The sequence below is a fragment of the Streptomyces sp. NPDC090108 genome (genome assembly GCF_044747185.1).
Lineage (GTDB): Bacteria > Actinomycetota > Actinomycetes > Streptomycetales > Streptomycetaceae > Streptomyces.
The window spans coordinates 420,806-442,553 of sequence record NZ_JBIVDQ010000004.1 but is presented as its reverse complement, the minus strand read 5'-3'; the positions used below and the strand labels follow the sequence as shown (position 1 = coordinate 442,553).

At 72.8% G+C, this 21,748-nt stretch carries 22 protein-coding genes and 1 pseudogene; 13 read left to right on the top strand and 10 right to left on the bottom strand.

Translation table 11 applies throughout. The annotated features are described in order from the left end of the window. A complete protein-coding gene (locus ACIPRD_RS16820; RefSeq protein WP_356405751.1) occupies window positions 1–648 on the bottom strand; it encodes a ScbR family autoregulator-binding transcription factor in 648 nt (215 codons plus the stop codon). A gap of 340 nt (window positions 649–988) precedes the next feature. Here ACIPRD_RS16820 and ACIPRD_RS16815 point away from each other — a divergent pair, with 340 nt between their 5' ends. Beyond that, entirely contained in the window at window positions 989–2,011 is a 1,023-nt protein-coding gene (locus tag ACIPRD_RS16815; protein ID WP_401563723.1) for a lytic polysaccharide monooxygenase, read from the top strand. Between the two features lie 18 nt (window positions 2,012–2,029). Here ACIPRD_RS16815 and ACIPRD_RS16810 read toward each other — a convergent pair whose 3' ends face one another. Then, window positions 2,030–2,683, bottom strand: coding sequence for a Tat pathway signal sequence domain protein (locus ACIPRD_RS16810; RefSeq protein ID WP_401563720.1), 654 nt, complete (start codon window positions 2,681–2,683; stop codon window positions 2,030–2,032). A gap of 657 nt (window positions 2,684–3,340) precedes the next feature. Between ACIPRD_RS16810 and ACIPRD_RS16805 the strand changes: the two genes are divergently transcribed. The 3 genes and pseudogenes from ACIPRD_RS16805 to ACIPRD_RS16795 form a co-directional block, all read left to right on the top strand. After that, a complete protein-coding gene (locus ACIPRD_RS16805; RefSeq protein WP_356405757.1) occupies window positions 3,341–4,021 on the top strand; it encodes a DUF6230 family protein in 681 nt (226 codons plus the stop codon). A 4-nt stretch (window positions 4,022–4,025) separates the two neighbouring features. Beyond that, complete coding sequence (locus ACIPRD_RS16800) at window positions 4,026–4,514, top strand: DUF6114 domain-containing protein (RefSeq protein WP_401563717.1); 489 nt, start codon at window positions 4,026–4,028, stop codon at window positions 4,512–4,514. 13 nt (window positions 4,515–4,527) lie between these two features. Further along, window positions 4,528–5,058, top strand: a pseudogene (locus ACIPRD_RS16795) (sporulation protein); the annotation flags it as partial. A gap of 127 nt (window positions 5,059–5,185) precedes the next feature. Here the strand turns inward: ACIPRD_RS16795 and ACIPRD_RS16790 are convergent. From ACIPRD_RS16790 to ACIPRD_RS16755, 8 genes are all read right to left on the bottom strand, one after another. Further along, window positions 5,186–6,142: an ABC transporter substrate-binding protein gene (locus tag ACIPRD_RS16790; RefSeq protein WP_356405761.1), complete on the bottom strand. Its 957-nt coding sequence runs from the start codon at window positions 6,140–6,142 to the stop codon at window positions 5,186–5,188. A gap of 113 nt (window positions 6,143–6,255) precedes the next feature. After that, entirely contained in the window at window positions 6,256–6,924 is a 669-nt protein-coding gene (locus ACIPRD_RS16785; protein ID WP_401563714.1) for an ABC transporter permease, read from the bottom strand. Further along, a complete protein-coding gene (locus ACIPRD_RS16780) occupies window positions 6,921–7,574 on the bottom strand; it encodes an ABC transporter permease subunit (RefSeq protein WP_356405765.1) in 654 nt (217 codons plus the stop codon). Before ACIPRD_RS16780 ends, ACIPRD_RS16785 begins: the two co-directional genes overlap by 4 nt. Continuing rightward, on the bottom strand, window positions 7,571–8,701 hold the full coding sequence (locus ACIPRD_RS16775) for an ABC transporter ATP-binding protein (protein ID WP_401563711.1): 1,131 nt from the start codon (window positions 8,699–8,701) through the stop codon (window positions 7,571–7,573). The genes ACIPRD_RS16780 and ACIPRD_RS16775 overlap by 4 nt, the downstream gene beginning before the upstream one ends. 389 nt (window positions 8,702–9,090) lie before the next feature. Beyond that, on the bottom strand, window positions 9,091–9,498 hold the full coding sequence (gene msrB / locus ACIPRD_RS16770; RefSeq protein WP_356405770.1) for a peptide-methionine (R)-S-oxide reductase MsrB: 408 nt from the start codon (window positions 9,496–9,498) through the stop codon (window positions 9,091–9,093). 19 nt (window positions 9,499–9,517) lie between these two features. Next, a complete protein-coding gene (gene murC / locus ACIPRD_RS16765; protein WP_356405772.1) occupies window positions 9,518–10,909 on the bottom strand; it encodes a UDP-N-acetylmuramate--L-alanine ligase in 1,392 nt (463 codons plus the stop codon). A gap of 211 nt (window positions 10,910–11,120) precedes the next feature. Beyond that, window positions 11,121–11,594, bottom strand: coding sequence for an indole-3-glycerol phosphate synthase (locus tag ACIPRD_RS16760; RefSeq protein WP_356405774.1), 474 nt, complete (start codon window positions 11,592–11,594; stop codon window positions 11,121–11,123). A 155-nt stretch (window positions 11,595–11,749) separates the two neighbouring features. Beyond that, window positions 11,750–12,703: a pyrimidine reductase family protein gene (locus ACIPRD_RS16755; protein ID WP_401563708.1), complete on the bottom strand. Its 954-nt coding sequence runs from the start codon at window positions 12,701–12,703 to the stop codon at window positions 11,750–11,752. A 36-nt stretch (window positions 12,704–12,739) separates the two neighbouring features. Here ACIPRD_RS16755 and zapE point away from each other — a divergent pair, with 36 nt between their 5' ends. The 9 genes from zapE (at window position 12,740) to ACIPRD_RS16710 (ending at window position 21,708) form a co-directional block, all read left to right on the top strand. Continuing rightward, a complete protein-coding gene (gene zapE / locus ACIPRD_RS16750; RefSeq protein WP_401563705.1) occupies window positions 12,740–13,843 on the top strand; it encodes a cell division protein ZapE in 1,104 nt (367 codons plus the stop codon). 211 nt (window positions 13,844–14,054) lie between these two features. Beyond that, window positions 14,055–14,450: a hypothetical protein gene (locus ACIPRD_RS16745; protein ID WP_401563703.1), complete on the top strand. Its 396-nt coding sequence runs from the start codon at window positions 14,055–14,057 to the stop codon at window positions 14,448–14,450. A gap of 79 nt (window positions 14,451–14,529) precedes the next feature. Beyond that, on the top strand, window positions 14,530–15,108 hold the full coding sequence (locus ACIPRD_RS16740; protein WP_356405780.1) for a carbonic anhydrase: 579 nt from the start codon (window positions 14,530–14,532) through the stop codon (window positions 15,106–15,108). Continuing rightward, on the top strand, window positions 15,105–16,601 hold the full coding sequence (locus ACIPRD_RS16735) for a SulP family inorganic anion transporter (protein ID WP_401563700.1): 1,497 nt from the start codon (window positions 15,105–15,107) through the stop codon (window positions 16,599–16,601). Before ACIPRD_RS16740 ends, ACIPRD_RS16735 begins: the two co-directional genes overlap by 4 nt. 277 nt (window positions 16,602–16,878) lie before the next feature. Further along, the gene (locus tag ACIPRD_RS16730) at window positions 16,879–17,928 is read left to right on the top strand and encodes a slipin family protein (RefSeq protein WP_401563697.1); all 1,050 of its coding nucleotides are present in this window, start codon (window positions 16,879–16,881) and stop codon (window positions 17,926–17,928) included. A 149-nt stretch (window positions 17,929–18,077) separates the two neighbouring features. Continuing rightward, window positions 18,078–18,932 carry a polysaccharide deacetylase family protein gene (locus ACIPRD_RS16725; protein WP_401563695.1) on the top strand — a complete coding sequence of 285 codons (855 nt, stop codon included), beginning with the start codon at window positions 18,078–18,080 and terminating at the stop codon, window positions 18,930–18,932. Between the two features lie 43 nt (window positions 18,933–18,975). After that, on the top strand, window positions 18,976–19,188 hold the full coding sequence (locus ACIPRD_RS16720) for a hypothetical protein (protein ID WP_401563692.1): 213 nt from the start codon (window positions 18,976–18,978) through the stop codon (window positions 19,186–19,188). Window positions 19,189–19,341: 153 nt separating this feature from the next. Then, window positions 19,342–20,079, top strand: coding sequence for an aminoacyl-tRNA hydrolase (locus tag ACIPRD_RS16715; RefSeq protein WP_401563689.1), 738 nt, complete (start codon window positions 19,342–19,344; stop codon window positions 20,077–20,079). A 207-nt stretch (window positions 20,080–20,286) separates the two neighbouring features. Beyond that, window positions 20,287–21,708 (top strand): DUF692 domain-containing protein, encoded by a 1,422-nt coding sequence (locus tag ACIPRD_RS16710; RefSeq protein WP_401563686.1) that lies wholly within the window; start codon window positions 20,287–20,289, stop codon window positions 21,706–21,708. Window positions 21,709–21,748 lie beyond the last annotated feature (40 nt).

Here is a 21,748-nt window from a genome sequence, read left to right as displayed (position 1 = left end):
TCAGCCGGCTCTGATCTCCCGCTCCAGCTGCGTGGCGAGGGTCAGATAGCGGGGGCGCCGGTGCACGGGGACCAGGCCCCGGAGCATCAGGATCCACATCTCGGCCGTCCGGCGGGGCAGCCGCTCGACCGGTTCCAGGGAGCGTCCGGCGATCCGGGTGCCGACGAAGAAGCAGACGAGCGAGTGGGACACCGCGGCGACGTCCATGTCCGCGTGGACGTCGGACTCCTTGACGGCGCCGGAGAACTTGCGGGTGGCGAAGTCGAGCCACTCGGTGAACGGATGCCTCAGCGGCGGCCGTACCGTCAGGTCGGCGGTGGCGAGGCGGAGCCCGGCGCGCGGCACCGGATCGTCCACGGCGAGCCGGGCGAAACCGAACGTGGTGCGCATCAGGGCCTCCAGCGAGGAGCAGCCCCGGCCCTCGACGTCGGACACCAACTGCTGTGCCGCCACGGCCTGGAGCTCCAGGATGGCGTGGGCGAGGTCCTCCTTGGCGGCGAAGTGGAAGTACAGCGCCCCCTTGGTGACCTTCGCGTGTCCGACGATGTCACTCAGACTGGTGGATTCGTACCCTTGCCGGTCGAACAGGTCGGCGGCGGCCGTGATGATCGTTGCCCGGGTCTGCTCAGCGCGTAACTGCCTCGCCATCGACCGGCCCCTCCTCATGGCGTCTACGAACGGGACACGCGGTTTGTTTTAACCGCTCGCATACGATAACTCACCCACCGGCAGCGGGAGTCGGCCGGGCACCAAGGAACATCCGGCGACCCCGGAGACCTCCTGTCCCCGTCATCGCCCCTCGCGACCGCCCTCTTCGGGGTACCGGCGGACGACGCCGGGAGCCCCGGGGGCGGTGGCGGAAAACCGCCGGACCGGTCGGTGATGCGGGCGGCGGGCAGCTCGTGCGCGCGGGCGCTGAACGCGGCGGGGGTGTCCGCCGTACTGGTCACAGACCACTCCGTTCCCGCGCCCGCCGAGGAGACCCCTGATGACCCGGACCACCCGGATTCCCCGGCCGGCTCCGACGGCCCGGGCGACCCGCACCGCCGCCCGGCTGGGCGTCACCGTGGCCGCCGCCGCGGCTCCGCTCCTGCTCCTGCCGTGGACCGCGGGTCCGGCCCAGGCGCACGGCGCCCCCACCGATCCGGTCAGCCGGGTCTACGCCTGCTCCCCCGAGGGCGGCAGCGCGAACCGGACGGCCGCCTGCCGGGCGGCGATCTCGGCGAACGGCGCCCCCTTCACCGCGTGGGACAACCTGCGGGTCGCCGGAGTGGCCGGCCGCGACCGGCAGGTGATCCCGGACGGCAGGCTGTGCAGCGGGAACCTCCCCGCGTACCGGGGGCTCGATCTCGCCCGGACGGACTTCCCGGCGACGCGGCTCGCGCCCGGAAGCCGGATGACGCTGACGTACGCCTCGACGATCGCGCACTCCGGCACCTTCAAGCTGTATCTGACCAGGCCCGGTTACGACCCGGCGAAGCCGCTGAAGTGGTCCGACCTGCCCACGCGGCCCTTCGCGCAGGTCACGGACCCGCCGCTGCGGGGCGGCGCCTACCACATCGGCGTGACGCTCCCGAAGGACCGCACGGGCCGGCAGATGCTGTACACGATCTGGCAGAACAGCAGCACGCCGGACACGTACTACTCGTGCTCCGACGTGGTGTTCCCGGCGGCACGGAAGACCACGGCGTCCGGCACGGGAGCGAGTACGGCGGCGGGTGCGAAGCGGGAGAGCGCGAAGCCCGGGAGCGCGAAGACGGCCACCGCCTCCGCCCGGCCCTCGGACTCGGCGCGGCCCTCGCCGGAGGACACGCCCACGGCGAGCGGACCGGCCGGCGCGCGAAGCGGCGGGTCCCCGGACTCCGCGACCGCCGCGGACGACAGCACACCGGTGGCCGAGGCGACCCGTGCGGACACGGGTCCCTCGGCTCCGCTGCTGGCGGGCGGCGCCGCCGCGGTGCTGGTGGTCACCGGGGGCACCGCCCTCGCCCTTCGCCTGCGGCGGCGCTGAACTTCTGCTCGCTGATCCTCAGTTGACGAAGACGGCGGCTCCCGCGTCGGTCACCGGCGCGTACTTGGCGGTGAAGAAGCCGCTGGCGAAACAGAGCGACGAGCCGGAGCTCTTGGTCATCTGCTGGTTGGTGAAGGTGATGCTGTTGCCGGCGTTGTCGGCGTGTCCGGTCAGGCTCGGCGCCTGGTAGACGCAGGTGACGGAGCCGAGCAGGGTGCGCAGTTTGGCCGTGGCCTGGATGACGGAGCCGGCCGGCGGCCGGACGGTGAGCGTGCCGTCGGAGGCGACGGTCGCGTCGTAGGGCAGGTTGTCGATCGTGATGCCGGTGACCCCGAGGACACCGATGACGTTGCTGGTGCAGCCGGCCGAGTCGAAGGTGTGCGCGGTGACGGACTCGGTGGCGGTGCCGGGGGCGGCCGGGTTGTCCGTGACCTTCGCGGTGAACTGGGACGCCGTGCACTTCACGCCGCTGGTGCCGGTGGCGCTGGAGTAGAGCGTGGCGGTGGTGCCGGTGGCCAGGGGCGCGGTGAGGGTGTCGCCGACCGCGGCGGCGATGCCGCCGGCGCCGCCCGTGGTGAGGACGGCGGAACCGTCCGCGGAGGCGGGGACCGCCGCCGCCACGCTGAGCGCGGCGAGGGTCGCGGCGAGGGCGAGGAAGGGTCGCGTGCGCATGGGGGAGCCTCTTTTCCGAGGTGGGGGACAGAGGTGGCGCGGGGTGGAGACAGAGGTGGCGCGGGGTGCGGACAGAGGTGGCGCGGGGTGCGGACAAGAGGTGGCGCGGGTGGGTCCGGAGGTGCGTGCGCGGTGGGTCCGGAGGTGCGTGCGCGGTGGCGCCGGTCCGTGACGCCTTCTCCGTACGTCACGGACCGGCGCCGGCCGGCCGGGCGGACGGGCCGGACGAGGAGGGTGCGAGAGGACGCTGCCGGTCCCTGGGGAGCGCGGCGCACAGCTCCGGGAGGGCCGGGAGAACGGCGGACGCCGCTCGGCGGATCCGGCGCCACGGATCCGTGGAAACAGGGGAAGTTGTAGACGGACGCGAGCGTCAACGTCAAGGACTCACAAGCGAGTTGGCGCGCAAATTGCCGTGAAGGAGCCGGTGGCGGTCACCTCGTGGCGCGATCCCCGCACAGTCGACACTCTTTTTTCACAACTCTCTTGACCCTTCAAAGTAACCGGCGGTAACTTCCTGGAAAGGCTACTGCCGCGTAACGGGAAAGCCCTTGCCCCCGACGGGAGCGCGAGGAGACGTGCGGGGCAGCCGCTGTCCGCGCCAGGACACCGCGCCACGTGAAACCCACCCCGCATTGATCCATGCCCATGGGAGCAGACATGGCCTCGTCCCCGGACCACTCGTCCGCAGACCACACGCCCGGAGACCCGGAAAGCGGTTCCGTCCCCGCGGCCCCGGCCGGCGACGGCAGACGCGGACGCGTCCGGCTGCGCCGGGCCGCCGTGATGGCGGTGCCCGCGACCCTGGCCGCCGCCACGCTCGCGGTCCTCACCGCGCAGGGCGCGCTGGGCGTGCAGTTCGCCATCTCCGGGATGCCGTTCACGGTCACGGCGACGGAGCTCAAGGGCACCGGCTTCGAGCAGTTCGGCGGGCTCGACAACATGGCGGACGGCAGCCCGAACGCGGGCGACACCGGCGGGCAGGTGCTCGTCGTCACCTCCGCCATCAAGCGTGCCGAACTCACCAGGCTGTGCCAGAGCGTCGACCTCGGCGGCACCAATCTGCTGATCACCGCGGGCAGCGGCGCGCAGAAGGTGTCCGCGCGTGATCTGACGACCGACTCCACCGAGCTGTCCGGCGACGCGGCCTTCGACAACATCGAGATCGGCAACGACGCGAGCACGCTCGACAAGGCGAACGCCAAGGGCCCGATCGGCGTCTTCAGCCAGCAGGCCGACACCGTGCGGATCGCCAACCTCCGCCAGACCAACTACGCCACCACAGCTGGCGTGTTCAAGCTTCCCGGACTCAAGCTGCGCTTCAGCGACTCGGGTTGCTGACCGTATGCCCGAGCGTCCACGCCAGGGGTTCGGGGCCGCCTTCCGCGGCTGGCGGGCCCGTCGGCCGTTCTGGGGCGGGCTGCTGCTCGCCCTGGGCGGCGGCGAGATCCTGCTCACCGAGAAGGCCTCGCTGAAGGTCGTCATGCACATCGGCATGCAGGGCCTCGCCGGCTATCTGCTGCCCGGCCTGATGGTCCTGCTGGGTCTGCTGATCCTGTTCAGCCCCGCCCAGCGGCTGTTCTACTCCCTGACCGGGATCCTGTTCTCGCTGGGCACCTGGATCACCTCGAACCTGGGCGGCTTCTTCGTCGGGCTGCTCCTCGGCGCCGTCGGCAGCTGCCTCACCTTCGGCTGGCTGCCCGACCAGGAGCCACGTGTCCCGCGGCGCCGGCGCCGCGAGCAGGCGCGCGCGGCGCACCGGGGCGGCCCGGGCGAAGAGGTGACGGCGGGCACGGGCCCCGTTCCGGGCGCTGGGGCCGGGGAACCCGCCTGAGCGGCCCACGCCCGGAGGCACCGGCCAGCGGCTGCCGTTCTACCAGGAGATCGAGCTGACCCCGTCCCCGCGGTACGCGCACGCGGTGAACGAGATCGAGCTGACCTTCCTGGCATCACCCATGGGCGTCGAGATCGTTCTGGAGGCGGACGGACGCGGCGGCGCCTTCTCCTCCGGGCACGACGCGCTGACCCGCGTCCAGGTGCGCCACGAGGACGCGGCGGCGCTCGACTGGAACGCGGAGGTCGAGGGCTGGATGGACCGGCTGGCCGGCGCCGGCCACGGTCACGACCGGGGTCACGGCCACGGCGCCCACGCGTCCTGGGGACACGGTGAGCCGTACGGCGCGCACTCCTGCGGTGACCATCACTCGGGGCCGGGCATGGGCACGGTCCTGGCCGCGGGCGCCGCCGGGCTCGCGGTCGGCGTGGTGGGTGCCCTGGTCGCCGAGGAAGTCGTGGACGAGATCGGCGACTTCTTCGAGGGCGACGACGACGGCGACGACGACGGGGACGACGGCTGGTTCGGCGGCGACGACGACTGACCGGCACGGCGACGGCCGCGTCGCAGGACCGCGCGGCCACCGTCGTCCGGCACGGCCCCGTTCCGCAGAGCGGGGCACGGACCGGTGGTGTCCGGGCGGCCGCGCGTGTACGGCCGCCCGGGACCGGTCAGGAGAGGCCGGCCGTCTTCAGCCACTCCTTGGCCACGTCGAGCGGGTCCTGGTGGGACTGGACCTTGGCGTTCAGCTCCAGCAGGGCGGCGGTGTCCAGCTTGGCGGACACCGCGTCGAGGGTGTCGGCACCCTTCTGGGGCACGGACCCCTTGTACGTGAGGGGCTGGACGTTCTCGAACCCGAAGAGGTTCTTGGTGTCGCGCAGGACGACGAACTTCTCCTTGGCGACGATCGGGTCCGTGGTCAGGATGTCCGCGGCCTGTACGGCGTTCTTCCGCAGCGCCGACTGGGTCAGCGGGCCGCCGACGTCCAGGGCCTTGAAGGACTTGAACTGAAGGCCGTACACCTCCTTCAGCCCGACCAGCCCCTGGTGGCGGGTCTGGAACTCCGGGGAGGCGCCGAGGGACAGCTCCCCCGCGATGTCCTTGAGGTCGGCGATGGAGGACTTGTCGGTGAGGCCGTACTTCTTCGCGGTGGCCGCGTTGACGGTGACCGAGTCCTTGTCCTGGGCCGCGGAGGGCTTCAGCAGGGCCAGCTTGGCGTCCAGCTTGCCCTCGATGGCCGAGGTCGTCTCCTCGACGCTCGTCGGGGCGGCCTTCTGGTCGAGGTAGGCCAGCAGTGCGCCGTTGTACTCCGGCAGCACGGACACGGCGCCGTTCTTGAGCAGCCGGTAGGTGGTCTCGCGGCTGCCGATGTTCGGCTTGTAACGGACCTTGATGCCCTTGGCCTTGAGGGCCTCGCCGTAGATGTCCGCGAGCAGGATGCTCTCGGGGAAGTTGTTGGAACCGACGACGACGGTGCCGTCGCTCGCCTTGCCGCCCGTCAGGGGGTTGTCGGAGCCGCCGTCGGACGAGCCGCAGCCCGCCAGCAGCGCCGTCGCCGCCGCGAGGGCGACGGCGGCCGCGCCCCGGTTTCTCCGGATGGACCTGCTGATGCGGTTCGTGTCAGTCACGGATCGATCCAATCCAGCCCGCTCTTCGCCGGTCAAGTGCCCTCGGGTCACCAAATGGCTTCGATGCGGGCCCAGTTGAGGCCATGTGAACAGTACTTTTCGCGTCCGGGGAATCAGTTGCCCCTCCGCACACCGGGTGATACGGCGATCCGCGACACCGCCCAGAACACCGCGAGCGTGATCAGTGCCAGCCCGGCGACCAGGGCGGCGCCGCCGACGACCTTCTCGTAGTCGCTCTGGTAGAGGCCGTCCATGATGTAGCGCCCGAGGCCGCCGAAGCTGACGTAGGCGGCGATGGTGGCCGTGGAGACGATCTGGATGGCGGCCGTGCGCAGTCCGCCCAGGATCAGGGGCAGCGCGACGGGGATCTCCACCTGGAACAGGATGCGTGGCTCGGTCATGCCCATGCCCCGCGCCGCGTCCACCGGGGACGGGTCGAGGGAGCGGACCGCCTCGTAGGTGGTGACGAGGATCGGCGGCACGGCGAGCACGACGAGCGGGATCATCACCGGCAGCGTGCCGAACCCCAGCCAGAGGAACATCAGGATCAGCAGGCCGAAGCTGGGCAGCGCGCGAGCGCCGGTGGCGACCAGCGCGATGGCGTTGCCGCCGCGCCCGAGATGGCCGGTGACCAGACCGACGGGCAGCGCGATCAGCGCGGCGAAGGCCAGGGCCTCCAGGGACCAGCCGATGTGTTCCAGCACCCGGGTGGGGATGCCGTCGGGGCCCTGCCAGTGCGCGCTGTCGTCGAAGAAGGCGCGGGCGAAGTCGAGAACGTTCACCGGGTGGCACCCTTCTTCGGCATCCAGGGCGTCAGCAGCACGCGGACGGCGACCAGCGCGGCGTCGACCAGGACGGCCAGCACGGCGGTGGTCAGCACGGAGTTCACCGCGAGCATGGGCAGGTGGTAGGCGTTGGCGTCGTAGAGCATGTTGCCGAGGGCACCCTGGTTGCCGATGAGCATGCCGACGCTGACGAGGGAGATGCTCGACACCGCGGCCACCCTCAGGCCCGCGATGATCGCGGGTACGGCGATGGGCAACTGCACCTGGAGATAGCGCCGTACGGGCCCGAAGCCCATGGCCTGGGCGGCGGCCAGCGTCTCCGGCGGCACCGAGCGGACGCCGTCCACGATGGCGGGGAGCAGCACCACGAGGCTGTAGACCGCGAGGGGGATCATCACGGTGATCTCGCTCTGGCCGGTGTAGTCGATGAGGACGACGAAGAACGCCAGCGACGGGATCGCGTACAGCACGGTCGTGACGCCGAGGACGGGCGGATACAGCCAGCGGAACCGCGCGCAGAGCTGGGCGACGGGCAGCGAGAGCAGGAGTCCGGCCAGCACCGGCAGCAGGGCCTCGCGCAGATGCAGGGCGATCAGGCCGCCGTAACTGTGCTGGAGGTCGCTGGGCAGGTCGAAGAAGCCGTTCACTCGGTGACCCCCGCGGCCTGCCGGGTCTCGGTGTGGGCCGCGCGGATCGCCTCGCCGATGACCTGCTGGGAGACGACCCCGACCGCGTGCCCCTCCCCGTCGACGGCCACGGCCCAGCCGGTCGGCGAGAGCACGGCGCCGTCGAGGGCGCTGCGCAGCGAGTCCTTCCCAAGCACGAACGGCCGTCCGTACGGGATGAGTCGGTCGCGGTCGATGGCGCCGGCGGTGAGCCGGCCCGGCTCGCCCCAGCCGAGCGGTGTGCCGTCGGCGTCCGTCACCAGGAGACAGGGGGCGGCTCCGGCCCCGCCCGCGGCGAGCCGTCCGGCGTCCGCGTCGATCGGGACGAGGGGCGCGGTCTGCAGCTCCAGCCCGTCCGAGGGGAAGAAGGACAGGCGGCGGATGCCCCGGTCGGCGCCGAGGAAGTCCTCCACGAAGGCGTCGGCCGGCGCGCTGAGCAGTTCGGACGGCGGGGCGAACTGGGCGAGCCGGCCGCCGGTGCGCAGCACGGCGACCATCGTGCCCAGCTTCACGGCCTCGTCGATGTCATGGGTGACGAAGACGATGGTCTTGCCCAGTTCGTCCTGGATGCGCAGGAGTTCGTCCTGCAGTCCCTTGCGCACCACGGGGTCGACGGCGGAGAAGGGTTCGTCCATGAGCAGCACCGGCGGGTCGGCGGCGAGTGCCCGCGCCACGCCGACGCGCTGCTGCTGTCCGCCCGAGAGCTGGTACGGGTAGCGCTTGGCGAGCGCGGTGTCGAGCCCGACCCGCTCCATCAGTTCGACGGCCCTCTCGCGCGCCTTCCCCTTGCTCCAGCCGAGCAGTCGGGGCACGGTGGCGATGTTGTCGAGGATGGTGCGGTGCTGGAACAGCCCGGCGTTCTGGATGACGTAACCCATCGACCGCCGCAGGGTGTTGACCGGCTGCTGCCGGATGTCCGCGCCGTCCAGGAGGATGGCTCCCTCGCTGGGCTCCACCATCCGGTTGATCATCCGCAGGGTCGTCGTCTTGCCGCATCCGGAGGGACCGACGAGGACGGTGATCGCGCGGTCCGGTATTTCCAGCGACAGCCGGTCGACCGCCACCGTGCCGTCCGGGTACCGCTTCGTGACTGCATCTATCCGTATCAAAACGCCGCGTATCCTTCGGTCGGTTCTGGCCGCGCCCGGGGCCCTGGACCGCCGCCGGGAGGATGCGAAGCGCTCTCCTCCCTCCAGAGGACATCGGGGCTGAAGACTTCCCCCTACCCCGCCGAGGCGGTCCTGACGCCACGCAAACACCTGTCGGCGGCCTTTTGGCAAGACCTTCACACCGTTGTCACGATGTCTCACGGACACCTTGCGTCACAGGGCCGTGACCGCCCGCGGCACCTCCCTGCTCAGCGCGCCGCCGCGGCATGACGACGGGCCGGTGCCCGGCGCCTCGTGCGAGGCGCGGACACCGGCCCGCAGGGGTCGGTGAGGTCCGGTGGGCGGCGCTCCCGGGCGGAAAGGCCGGTACGGCGCCCGCCGGTCCCGCGTCAGTTCTCGTCCGGCGCCAGCCGCAGCGAGATGGAATTGATGCAGTACCGCTGGTCCGTGGGCGTCGGGTAGCCCTCGCCCTCGAAGACGTGCCCGAGGTGGGAGCCGCAGCGTGCGCAGCGGACCTCGGTGCGGACCATGCCGTGGGAGCGGTCCTCGATCAGCTCGACCGCGTCGGTGTCCTTCGGGTCGTAGAAGGAGGGCCAGCCGCAGTGGGACTCGAACTTCTCACCCGAGGTGAAGAGATCGGTCCCGCAGGCACGGCAGGAGTAGACGCCCTTGGTCTTGGTGTCGGTGTACTCGCCCCGGAAGGCCGGTTCGGTGCCGGCCTGGCGCAGTACCGCGTACTCCGCCGGGGTCAGCTCCGCGCGCCACTGCTCGTCCGGCTTCTCGACGTCGTACGACATGAGCCTCAGCCCCTTCTCTTCACTGCTGCGACAGACGGTCCAGGATCAGCGGGCCGAGGTCGGTCACATCGCCCGCGCCCATGGTGAGAACGAGATCGCCGGGTCCGGCCATTCCCGCGATCACTCCGGGGACGGCGTCCTTGTCGGAGAGGGCGGTGACACCGGCACCCGCGGCACGCGCGGCCTCGATGATCAGCGTGCTGGTCACCCCGGGGATCGGGTCCTCGCGGGCGGGGTAGATGTCGAGCACCACGGAGGCGTCCGCGAGCGCCAGGGACAGGCCCATCTCCTTGCCCAGCTCCTGGGTGCGGGAGAACAGGTGCGGCTGGAAGACGACGAGGATCCGGGCGTCACCGGCGGCGGCGCGCATGGCCTCCAGGTCGGCGGTCATCTCGGTGGGGTGGTGGGCGTAGGAGTCGATCACCTGGACGCCGGCCGCCTCGCCCTTGAGCTGGAGGCGGCGCTTGACGCCGGTGTAGGCGGCGATCGCGGGCGCCATCTCCTCGGCCGGGACGCCGAGGGCGGCCGCGGCGGCGAGCGCGGCGACGGCGTTGAGCGCGTAGTGGCGGCCGGGCACGGAGACCGCGAAGGTCAGCTCGCGGCCGTCCAGCAGCACGGTGACCTGGCTCTTCAGTCCCTGCGGCACGACGGCGAGGACGCGCACGTCGGCGTCCTCGGCCTCGCCGTAGGTGACCGTCCGCACCGTACCGGCGAGGCGCCGGGTCAGCTCGCGGGCGCCCTCGTGGTCGGCGGAGATCACCAGGGTGCCGCCGGGCACGATCTTCCCGGCGAAGGTCTCGAAGGACTCGTAGATCTCGTCCATCGAGGCGTAGTTGGCGTGGTGGTCCAGCTCGACGTTGAGGACGATGGCGACCTCGGGCGCGTACTTGTGGAAGCTGCGGTCCGACTCGTCCGCCTCGGCGACGAAGATGTCGCCCTCGCCGTGCAGCGCGTTCGAGCCGGGCGCGTCCAGGTCGCCGCCGATGGCGTACGACGGCGTGCGGCCCAGTTCGCTCAGCGAGACGGCCAGCATGGAGGTGGTCGTGGTCTTGCCGTGGGTGCCGGCGACGGCGATCGGGCGGAGCCCGTCCATCAGCGCCGCGAGGGCGTCGGAGCGGTGCACGACCGGGATGCCCAGTTCGGCGGCGCGGGCCAGCTCGGGGTTGTCCTGGCGGATCGCGGACGACACGACGACGCAGCTGGCGTCGTCGGCGAGGTGCCCGGCGGCGTGGCCGATGTGCACGGTGGCCCCGAACGCCCGCAGCGCCTCGGCGGTCGCCGAGTCCTTGGCGTCGCTGCCGGCCACCTTGGCGCCGCGCTGGGCGAGGATCTTGGCGATGCCCGACATCCCGGCGCCGCCGATGCCGATGAAGTGAGGTCGGTCCATCGCGGCAGGAAGGCCGGGTGCCATGCGTTTCTCCCAGAGACGGTACGGGCTGGAGCAGGCCTAGCCTATGCGCTGCGACGGCGGCCACCTCGCAAGGGGCGCGGGCGGGGCCCCGCCGCTGCCCGGGGACACGGGGAGGGGCGGGCGCCCGCGGACGGCGGTGCCCGGGACGGGTCCCGGCACCTCCGCACCCGCGTACGCCCGCCCCCGGCAGGCCGCCGCTCCCCGCGGAGCGCTACGCCTTGGCGTGCGAGAACAGCTTGAGCACCGGCACCCCGACCTTGTGCCGCGCCCGGGAGGCCCAGTCCCGGTGGAAGAACTCCTCCACGTAGTGGGGGTCGGTCAGCACGATCACCTCGTCCGCGTCGACCTCCGTGACCAGGGTCTTCAGCGCGTCGAGCGGATGATCCTCGACCAGCCGCCCCTCCGCCCGGCACCCGGCGGCCCGCAGGGCCTTCAGCGACACGTCGAGCGCCTGCTCCCCCACGCTCCGGGCGGCGTTCCCCTCGGGGGTCCCGCCCTCGTGGACGGCCGAGTCGAGTTCGCCGAGCGCGATGTCGTCGATGGCCCGCAGCAGCCGGTCCGCCTGGTCACCGCGCGGTTCGAGCAGTACGTGGAAGAAGACCGGCTCGTCCCCGTGCAGGGTCGTGACGAACTCCACGTCGGGGGACGTCAGGGCCTTCTCGATCATCAGAACGCTTGTGAACACCAGGCGCCTCTTCTCCTTCGAGGATCCGCCGGACCCTCTGTCCTCCGTGGGCAGGGCCAGGCCCTGCGGAAACCATCCTGCCCCGTGATCGCACGGGTAGTGCCGCACTTAGTGTGCCCGTCGGAAGCTAAACGGAACGGTAGATTCCGCTGTTTTCAGGAGCGTCGGTAACGACCGAACAGAAATCCGTCCTCTTCCAGGAGGGACGCCAGTTCGAAGCGGTGCGGAACGGCGACCGACGGTCCCCCGGCGATCCGCTGCGCGTCGCCCGCGGTGAGCATCGGCGAGAGGGTGAGGCACAGCTCGTCCAGCACCCCCGCCGCCACGAACTGGCCGAGCAGCCGAGGTCCGCCCTCGGTGAGCTGCCGGGTGTACCCGAGACCGGCCAGCGCGTCCACCACGCGGGCGGGGTCGACGCCGGTGCCCTCGCCGGCGACGATCACCCGGGCACCGGCCCGCTCGGCGGCGGCGACCCGGCCGGCGGGCGCGTCGGCCCCGGTCAGAAGGACCGTCGGCACCAGGGGCGAGGTGAACAGCGGCAGGGAGAAGTCCAGCTCCAGGCCGGCGGTGACGATCGCGATGGCGGGGGCCGGCGCCTGCCCCGCGGCCTCGCGGGCCGCCGCGAACTCCGCACGCGCGCGTGCGGGCCGGTACCCCTCCTGGCGCACGGTCTGCGCACCCACCACGACGACGTCCGCGAGCGCCCGGAGGGTGCCGAAGATCCGCATGTCGGCGGCGCAGGAGATGGGCTGCGAGCGTCCGTCGTGCTGGGCGGCACCGTCGAGCGTCGAGACCATGTTGGCCCGCAGCCACGGCCGCGCACGGCCGACGCCGGTACCCGTGCCGGTGCCGGTGCTGGCGCCGGATTCAGAAGCGCATGCGGAAGCGGAACGGCCGGCCGAGGCGGAACCCGGGCGGACGGACTCCGGGCACGCCGACTCCGGATACGCGTACGCCGCCGCCAGCTCGGCGAGGCTCCACTCACGGCCGTCGGGGCCCCCGGCACCCTCGCGGGCCCCGCCCACCCCCTCCCGTCCCCTCTGCCTCTCCGCACCCTCATCAGGGGCCTGGGCTGCTGTTTCATAGGTCACAGGGAACAGGCGTCGCATTCGTGCAGTGTGACACGGCGCTTAGCATGGGTGACTGTGTCGTCCTCCCCCAGCGCCTCCGGAGCCACCCCAGTGACCGAAGCCGGTCCGCTGTCCCTGTGCGAGCGCGAGCCGCGCGTCCCCGCCGACCGGCTGGTCGCCGAGATGGTGCCACCGCCGCGCTTCGACTCGGTGCGTTTCGCCACCTACATCCCGGACCCCGGCCAGCCCAGCCAGACCCAGGCGGTCCAGGTCCTGGAGGGCTTCGCGACCGGACTCGGCGGCGCCCACGCCTCCGGCGCCGGCAGGCGCGGCTTCCTCGGGTTCGGCAGGGCCAAGGCGCCGAAGGTCCCGGCCGGGCCCCGCGGCGTCTACCTGGACGGCGGCTACGGCGTCGGCAAGACCCACCTGCTCGCCTCCCTCTGGCACGCGACCCCCGCCGAGTCCTCCCGCAAGGCGTTCGGCACGTTCGTGGAGCTGACCAACCTGGTGGGGGCCCTGGGCTTCCAGCAGACGGTGCAGACACTCTCGGGCCACAGCCTGCTGTGCATCGACGAGTTCGAGCTGGACGATCCCGGTGACACCGTCCTCGTCTCCAGTCTGCTCGGCCGCCTGGTCGAGGCGGGCGTGGCGCTCGCCGCCACCTCCAACACGCTGCCCGGCAAGCTGGGCGAGGGCCGGTTCGCGGCCGCCGACTTCCTGCGCGAGATCCAGGGCCTGTCCGCCCACTTCCGCCCCCTGCGCATCGACGGCCAGGACTACCGCCACCGCGGTCTGCCCGAGGCTCCGGCGCCGTTCTCCGACGAGCAGGTGACGAAGGCGGCGTACACGACCGACGGCGCCTCGCTGGACGACTTCCCGCACCTGCTGGAGCACCTGGCCAAGGTGCACCCGAGCCGGTACGGCGCGCTGACCGACGACGTGAAGGCCGTGTGCCTCACCGACGTGACGCCGGTGCCGGACCAGTCGACGGCGCTGCGGCTGGTGGTCCTCGCGGACCGGCTGTACGACCGGGAGATCCCGGTGCTGGCCTCGGGACTCCCCTTCGACCGGCTGTTCAGCGAGGAGATGCTGAACGGCGGCTACCGGAAGAAGTACTTCCGCGCGATATCGCGGCTCACCGCGCTCGCCCGGGACGCGAAGGGCCTCGTCGGCTCCTGAACCGCGGCACGCCGGAGCGGGGCTGACCATCGGTCAGCCCCCGTGCGTCAACGGCTGATTCCGGCCACGACAACCGCACTTTTTGCCCTCTCTTGCGCACGTAACCCTCCGTTAACCCTGCAAAGGGCTTTGCGGGGTTACGCTCTTTCTTGACCATCCATTGACCAATGCTTGGCGTGGACGGGGAGTGCGGGAGAGCGAAGGGGGGCGCATGTTCCGAGGTGAGACACCCAAGGCCGCGCTCGCCCTGCTGTTCGCCACTTTGCTCGCCCTGCTGTACTTCGCACCCACGGGAAACTTCGCGGCCGCGCATACGCTCGGTGAGGCGAAGGCCAGGACCACGACCGGAATCGTGCTCCCGGGACAACCGTCGGGCGGCGGAACGGACCTGCTCCGGGAAGCCGACCACTCCCCAGCGCCCGCGGGCCCCGCGCACGCCCGCCACCGGCACCGCGCCACCGACTCCGCGCAGGCCCCGGAGCGCCCGCCCATATCCCGGCGGCCGGCCCCCGCGCACCCGCCGGCCGCATCCGGCGCTCCGCACCGCCGCGACACGAGATCCGTCAGAGTTCCCGCTCCGGCAGCCCTTCAGGTCTTCCGCTGCTGAGGAGCGGCTTCCTCTCCCCCCACGACCGTCGTGCAGGCCCGACGCGCCGTCGAGGCGCGCCAGGAGGAGTCCACACACCATGCAGCCCCTCATCGACAACGCTCGCACCTTCGGACAGCGCCCCGAGGAGTTCGCCGAACTCGCGAAAGGCCAGTCCCCGCAGGTCCTGTTCATCACCTGCTCCGATTCCCGGGTCGTCCCGGCGCTGATCACGGGCGCCCGCCCCGGCGAGCTCTTCGAGCTGCGCACCGCGGGCAACATCGTCCCGCCGTACGCCTCGCAGCACCCCACCGGCGAGGCCGCCACCGTCGAGTACGCCGTGGAGGTGCTCGGCGTCCGCGACATCGTCGTCTGCGGTCACTCGCACTGCGGGGCCGTCGGCGCGCTGGTGCGCGGCGACGACCTGGACGCCGTACCCGCCGTCCGGGACTGGCTGGCGCAGGCCGCGCCGCGGCCCGCGGGCGCGGCCGAGGACCCGGAGGTCGCCGAGGGCGTGCGGAGCCACGTCCTGACCCAGCTGCTGCGGCTGCGCTCGTACCCGTGCGTCGAGCGGAGGCTGGCACAGGGCCTGCTCGCCCTGCACGGCTGGTACTACGAGGTGCACACCGGCGCCGTACGGGCGTACCGCCCGCACACCGACACCTTCGAAGCCCTGTGAGCGCGCCGACGGCCACGAAGGGCCTCATATCCCGCGCGCCGCACCTGCGGCAGGACTTCGCCGCCTCCCTCGTCGTCTTCCTGGTGGCGCTCCCGCTCTGCGTGGGCGTGGCCGTCGCGTCCGGCGTCCCGGCCGAACTGGGCCTCGTCACCGGCATCGTGGGCGGTCTCGTCACCGGGCTGATGCGCGGCAGCAGCCTCCAGGTGTCCGGCCCGGCGGCCGGGCTGACCGTGCTCGTCTACGAGGCGGTCCAGGAGTTCGGGCTGCCGGCGCTCGGCGCGATCGTGCTGGTCACCGGTGTGCTCCAGATCCTCATGGGCCTGCTGAGGCTCGGCCGGTACTTCCGGGCCATCTCGGTGTCGGTGGTGGAGGGGATGCTGGCCGGGATCGGCCTGGTCCTGATAGCCGGCCAGCTCTACCCGGCCATGGCCGCGGAGGCCCCCGGCTCCGGCCTCGCCAAGCTGGCCGGCCTGCCCCGGGCGCTCCTGCACGCGACGGGCGACGGGCGGGCGCTCGCCTCGCTCGCCCTGTGCGCGGGCACGGTCGCCGTCCTGGTCCTGTGGCGGCGCACGCCGGCGAGGGTGCGCACGGTGCCGGGCCCGCTGGCCGCGGTGGTCCTCGCCGCGCTGGCGGCGCTCGTACTGGATCTGCCGGTGGCCACCGTCGAGGTGAGCGGACTGCTGGACTCGGTCAAGCCGCCGTCGGCGGATTCCCTCGCCGGCCTGGCCTCCGCCGGAGCGGTCGGCACGGTCGTGGCGTTCACGCTGATCGCGTCGGCCGAGTCGCTGTTCAGCGCGGCGGCCGTGGACCGGCTGCACGACGGACCGCGCACCGCCTACGACAGGGAGCTGATCGCCCAGGGCGCGGGCAACAGCGTCTGCGGACTGCTCGGCGCGCTGCCGATGACCGCGGTGATCGTCCGCAGCGCGGCCAACGTGCAGGCGGGGGCGCGTACGAAGGCCTCCCGCGTGCTGCACGGCGTCTGGCTGCTGCTGTTCGCCGCGCTGCTGCCGGACGTGCTGGCGTGGATCCCGCTGCCGGCCCTCGCCGGGATCCTGCTCCACTCCGGCGCCAGACTGGTGCCGGTGCGGACACTGGGGGCGCTCTGGCGCGAGCACCGGGGCGAGGCCCTGGTGCTGGCCGTCACCGCCGTGTCGATCGTCGCGGTCAGCATGTTCGAGGGAGTGCTGATCGGCCTCGCGCTCGCCGTCGTCAAGACCGCCTGGGAGGCCTCGCACCTCCGGCTGGAGGTCGTCGACAAGGGCGCGGGCCCGGTCGAGGCCCATCTCTCGGGCAACGCGACCTTCCTGCGGCTGCCCAAGATCCTCGACAGCCTGGAGTCGCTGCCACAGGACCGCCCCGTGCGCCTGGACCTGTCCGGCCTGCACCACCTGGACCACGCCTGCCGTACGGCCCTGGAGAACTGGGCCGGGCGGCACAGCGCGGCCGGCACCGAGCCGGTACGGGTCACGGCGCCCCTCCCGCGGCCCTGACCCCGGGCCGTGGGAGCCGCGCCGTGAGAGCTGTGCCGTGAGAGCCGTGCCCTGACCCCGGGCCGGTGCGGGTCCGCGTGACGCGGAGCCGCACCGGCTCCGGTGTACGCCCCGGCCCGGTGTACGTCCTGGCCCGGTGCACGCCCTGGCCCGATGCGCGCCCCGGCTCCGGCGTCCGCCCCGCACCGTCCACGACGGCTCTTGGCCCGTACCCCCGGGCCGGGCATATCGTTGCAGACAAGGACAGAGCGGACCTCTCGGCGTTGAGGGGGGCACCATGCTTCAGGAACTGGTCGGGGTCGCGGCGGGTGTGGGCTGCGCCGGTCTCGTGTATCTGGCGGCGGCCGCGCGCGTGGTCAAGCAGTACGAGCGGGGCGTGCTGTTCCGGCTCGGACGGCTCGCGGGGGACGTGCGGACACCGGGGCTGACCCTGGTGATCCCGTTCGTGGACCGGCTGCACAAGGTGAACATGCAGATCGTGACGATGCCCATCCCCGCCCAGGAGGGCATCACCCGGGACAACGTCACCGTGCGCGTGGACGCGGTCGTCTACTTCCGGGTGGTCGACGCGGCGAGCGCGCTGGTGAAGGTGGAGGACTACAAGTTCGCGGTCTCGCAGATGGCGCAGACGTCACTGCGGTCGATCATCGGCAAGAGCGACCTGGACGATCTGCTGTCCAACCGCGAGCAGCTGAACCAGGGGCTGGAGCTGATGATCGACAGCCCGGCCGTCGGCTGGGGCATCCAGGTCGACCGCGTGGAGATCAAGGACGTGTCCCTGCCGGACACGATGAAGCGGTCCATGGCCCGCCAGGCCGAGGCCGACCGCGAGCGGCGGGCCCGGATCATCAACGCGGACGCGGAACTCCAGGCCTCGAAGAAGCTGGCGGAGGCGGCGCAGCAGATGTCGGACACGCCGGCCGCGCTCCAGCTGAGGCTGCTGCAGACGGTGATGGCGGTGGCGGCGGAACGGAACTCCACGCTGGTCCTGCCGATCCCGGTGGAGCTGCTGCGCTTCCTGGAGAGGGGCGCGCAGCCGGCGGGCCCGGAGCTCGACGGGACCGCCCGCGCGGTGCCCCCCGAGCAGGTGCCGGCACAGCCGTCGGCCGCCCCGCCCGGGATCCCGACCCCGACCCCGGCTCCGGCTCCGGGGAGGGCGGACGGCCCGCAGGAGCGGCACGGCCTGAACGGGACCGTGGGGCCGGGAGAGGCCGAGGACCTGCGGACCGTCGGCGCACTGACGGACATCGACGGACCGACGGAGGCCGGAACCCCGCGGGACTCCGGAGAGCCTGAGGGGACGGGCGGCCCCAGGGAACCGGTCTAGATGCGGGGCACGCCGGATCCGACGACGCGCCACGGTGCTTGTACGGGGCTCGGGGCCCGCGCGTCGAGCCGCCGTGCGGGTGACCGTATCGCCGCGTCGGTCGGCATATATACATACAAACTGATTTTCAGACCTACTTTCGTACGGTGATGACACACGCATGCCGAATCACCGCCGTCTGCGCCATGGGCGCGGTCCTGGCCGCCTGCGGTTCCGCGGGCACGTCCGGCACCGCGCACCCGGCCCGCTCCGGGGCAGCAGCCCCCGCCGCGTCCCCGTCCGCCTCCCGCCCGCCGGTCCTCGCCCAGGGCCCGGGCGGCCTCACCCCGGTGTTCGAGCACGGACCTCGCACCCTGGGCAAGACCGTCGCCCTGACCTTCGACGCCGACATGACCGCCGACGAGGGGGACCGCGCCGCATCCGGCGAGCACTTCGACAACCCCGCCCTCATCGACGCGCTGCGCACGCTGAAGGTCCCGGCGACCGTCTTCATGACCGGCCGCTGGGCCGAGCAGTACCCGGCGCAGGCCCGCTCCCTCGGCGCCGACAAACAGTTCGAGGTGGCCAACCACTCCTTCAGCCACTACTCCTTCACCCCCGACTGCTACGGCCTGCCGACCGTCGACGCCGATCACATGAAGTCGGACGTCGAGCGCGCGTACACGGCCCTGCGCAAGGCGGGCGTCGCGCACCCGATGCCGTACTTCCGTTTCCCCGGCGGCTGTTACGACGACCGGTCGCGGAAGGCGCTCGGCGCGCTCGGTGTCACGGCCGTGCAGTGGGACGTGGTGAGCGGCGACGCGTTCGCCACCGACGCCGACGCGGTCACCCGGCAGGTGCTGGACGGCGTGAAGCCCGGGTCGGTGGTCATCATGCACTGCACCCGCAGCGCGGCCCCGACCACCGAGCGCGTCGTCCGCGCGATCGTGCCGGAACTGCGCAGGCAGGGCTACCGGTTCGTGAAGGTCTCCGAGCTGATCGGCGAGACCGCCGGCCACCGGTGACCCGGCGCGGCCCGGCCGCCGGTGACCGGCCTACGCTGGAGTCATGACCGAGAACACCGGAACGGCCGGGCCCGCGGCGGCAACCGGGAACACCGGGGCGAGCGGGACCACCGGGGCGTCCGGCTCCGGCTCCCCGGCGTACGCCGATTGCGTGCTGTGCGGGAAGCCCACCGAGTACCCGGAGTCGCACCGGGGCATCACCCTGTGCCCGGTGTGCGAATGGCAGGAAGCGCAGCGCACCGCCTGCTCGGGGTGAGCGGCAGGCGGTGAACGCGCCAGGACGAGGTCCGGGCGGGCGGCCGGCGTGCCGGGGACGAGGTCCAGGCAAGCGGCCGACGTGCCGGGGACGGAGTCCGGGCGGGCGGCCGGCGTGCCGGGGTCCGTCGCGGAACTCGTAGGCTGGGTTCTCGTGAGTCAGATCCCAGCCGCCCCCGGTGACAGCCCCTTCCAGTCCGAACGCAGTCCGCGCGACGAGTCGCCGCAGTTCGTGCTCCCCCTCGTCGTACGGATCGAGCGGGACGCGCCGCCCGCCCGCACCGACGCGCTGGAGACCGCCGCGCGCGCGGTCCTGCTGATGCTCAGCGACGAGCGGGCACTGGGCGAGGGCGAGTGGGCCCAGGCCGTCCAGGACTGGGAGGACGCCCGCATCCGCAAGGTCGTACGACGGGCCAGGGGCGCCGAGTGGCGGCGCGCCGAGGCGCTGCCCGGCATCACGGTCACCGGCAGGTCCGCCGAGGTGCGGATCTTCCCGCCGGTGCCGCTGGACGGCTGGCCCAAGGACCTGGTCAAGCTCCAGGTGTCGGGCACGGAGCTGGACGATCCCGAGCCGCCCGCCGGGGCCGCTCCCGGTACGCCCGTGCTGTGGCTGAACCCCGATCTGGAGATGTCGGCCGGCAAGACGATGGCCCAGGCGGGGCACGGCGCCCAGCTGGCCTGGTGGGCGCTGTCCGACGAGGAGCGCGCGGCGTGGCGCGAGGCCGGCTTCCCGCTGGCGGTGCGCACGGCGGGCCCCGACGAGTGGCGCGAGCTCACCTCCGCGGGGCTGCCGCTGGTGCGGGACGCCGGTTTCACGGAGATCGCACCGGGCTCCAGCACGGTCGTCGCCGACCACCCCGCCCTGCGCCGGACCGGCCGGGCCCTGCGCTAGACCGGCCGAACCCTGCGCCGAACCGGCCGGACACCGCGCCGGACCGGCCCGCACCTGCACCGACCCCCGCTCCCGCTCCCGCTCCCGCTGGACCGTCCGGTCGTCGGCCTCCTCCGGTTCCCGAAGCTCAAATGTTCCTCTGAGAGGGGTTCGGCGGGGGCGTCCGGGGTCATACCCCCGGCATTCGGGCACGAGGGGGGACGGGGCATGCTGCGACTGGGCACGGGGATCGGCTGGCGGCCGGAGATCGCGGACGCCGTGGAACGCATGCCGGGGATCGACTGGGTGGAGGTCGTGGCGGAGAACGTCTGCCCCGGCCATCTCCCGGAGTCGCTGCTGAGGTTGCGCGAGCGCGGGGTGACGGTGATCCCGCACGGCGTCTCCCTCGGCCTCGGCGGCGCGGACCGGCCCGACGAGGGACGGCTCGCGGCGCTGGCCGAGCGGGTGGAGGCGCTCGGCGCGCCGCTGGTCACCGAACACATCGCGTTCGTCCGGGCCGGCGGCCCGCTCACCGCCTCCCCGGGGCTGGAGGCGGGCCACCTGCTGCCGGTGCCGCGCACCCGGGACGCGCTCGACGTGCTGTGCGAGAACGTGCGCATCGCGCAGGAGTCGCTGCCCGTGCCGCTGGCGCTGGAGAACATCGCCGCGCTCTTCTCCTGGCCGGGCGAGGAGATGACGGAGGGGGAGTTCCTGTCCGAACTGGCCGAGCGGACCGGCGTACGCCTGCTCGTCGACGTGGCCAACCTCCACACCAACCACGTCAACCGGGGCGAGGACCCGGCCGAGGCGCTCGCCCGTCTCCCCGTGGAGGCCCTCGCGTACGTCCATGTGGCGGGCGGCTTCGCGCGCGACGGCGTCTGGCACGACAGCCACGCCCACCCCGTGCCCCGCGAGGTCCTGGACATCCTGACCGCTCTGGCCGGCCGGGCCGCACCGCCCGGGGTCCTGCTGGAACGGGACGAGAACTTCCCGGAACCGGCCGAGCTGGAAAGCGAGCTGAGCGCGATCCGCGACGCCGTCGACGCGGGCCGCCGCGCGGCAGACACCCCCGCCACCGCCGCCACCACGACGAGCACGGCCGACACCCCCGTCACCGCCACCACGACGAGCACGGCCGACACCCCCGTCACCGCCGCCACGGCCACCACGGGCGGCCGCCGGACCGGTACGGGAGGCACCCCGGCCGGTACGGCCCCGACCCCCGCCGGTACCGGCACCACCGCGGCCCGGCAGCGTCTCGGTGTCGCGCAGGCCGCGGTGCTGTCCTCGCTGGTGGCCGGGACTCCGGTGCCGGAGGGCTTCGACCGTGTCCGGATGCGGGTGCAGGCCAGGTCCCTGGCGGCGAAGCGGGCGGACGTGGTGGCGAAGGTGGCCCCCGAACTGCCGGTCATCCTCGGTGCGGAGTACCGGGAGCGGTTCCTCGCCTACGCCCGGACCCGCCCCATGGACGGCGGCTACCGCCAGGACGCGCTGGACTTCGCGGGGCAACTCCTGCGGAAGGAGGACCCGTTGGCACCGAGGATCCACCGGCATCTGCGTGCCTGGTGGCTGGACCGCGCGGGGCCGGCCCCGCGCGTCCCCGGCCCGGCCGTGCGGGCGGCACGCAAGGTGCTGCTGCGCGGGGCGTGAGCCGCGTCCTCCGCCCCACGCGGCCGCGCCCTCCGCCCCC

What these genes read in the sequence shown, in the direction of transcription:
- ACIPRD_RS16820 (WP_356405751.1), bottom strand. Translation starts at nt 648, where the DNA reads ATGGCGAGGCAGTTACGCGCTGAGCAGACCCGGGCAACGATCATCACG.
- ACIPRD_RS16815 (WP_401563723.1), top strand. Translation starts at nt 989, where the DNA reads ATGACCCGGACCACCCGGATTCCCCGGCCGGCTCCGACGGCCCGGGCG.
- ACIPRD_RS16810 (WP_401563720.1), bottom strand. Translation starts at nt 2,683, where the DNA reads ATGCGCACGCGACCCTTCCTCGCCCTCGCCGCGACCCTCGCCGCGCTC.
- ACIPRD_RS16805 (WP_356405757.1), top strand. Translation starts at nt 3,341, where the DNA reads ATGGCCTCGTCCCCGGACCACTCGTCCGCAGACCACACGCCCGGAGAC.
- ACIPRD_RS16800 (WP_401563717.1), top strand. Translation starts at nt 4,026, where the DNA reads ATGCCCGAGCGTCCACGCCAGGGGTTCGGGGCCGCCTTCCGCGGCTGG.
- msrB (WP_356405770.1), bottom strand. Translation starts at nt 9,498, where the DNA reads ATGTCGTACGACGTCGAGAAGCCGGACGAGCAGTGGCGCGCGGAGCTG.
- murC (WP_356405772.1), bottom strand. Translation starts at nt 10,909, where the DNA reads ATGGCACCCGGCCTTCCTGCCGCGATGGACCGACCTCACTTCATCGGC.
- ACIPRD_RS16755 (WP_401563708.1), bottom strand. Translation starts at nt 12,703, where the DNA reads ATGCGACGCCTGTTCCCTGTGACCTATGAAACAGCAGCCCAGGCCCCT.
- ACIPRD_RS16745 (WP_401563703.1), top strand. Translation starts at nt 14,055, where the DNA reads ATGTTCCGAGGTGAGACACCCAAGGCCGCGCTCGCCCTGCTGTTCGCC.
- ACIPRD_RS16740 (WP_356405780.1), top strand. Translation starts at nt 14,530, where the DNA reads ATGCAGCCCCTCATCGACAACGCTCGCACCTTCGGACAGCGCCCCGAG.
- ACIPRD_RS16730 (WP_401563697.1), top strand. Translation starts at nt 16,879, where the DNA reads ATGCTTCAGGAACTGGTCGGGGTCGCGGCGGGTGTGGGCTGCGCCGGT.
- ACIPRD_RS16725 (WP_401563695.1), top strand. Translation starts at nt 18,078, where the DNA reads ATGACACACGCATGCCGAATCACCGCCGTCTGCGCCATGGGCGCGGTC.
- ACIPRD_RS16720 (WP_401563692.1), top strand. Translation starts at nt 18,976, where the DNA reads ATGACCGAGAACACCGGAACGGCCGGGCCCGCGGCGGCAACCGGGAAC.
- ACIPRD_RS16710 (WP_401563686.1), top strand. Translation starts at nt 20,287, where the DNA reads ATGCTGCGACTGGGCACGGGGATCGGCTGGCGGCCGGAGATCGCGGAC.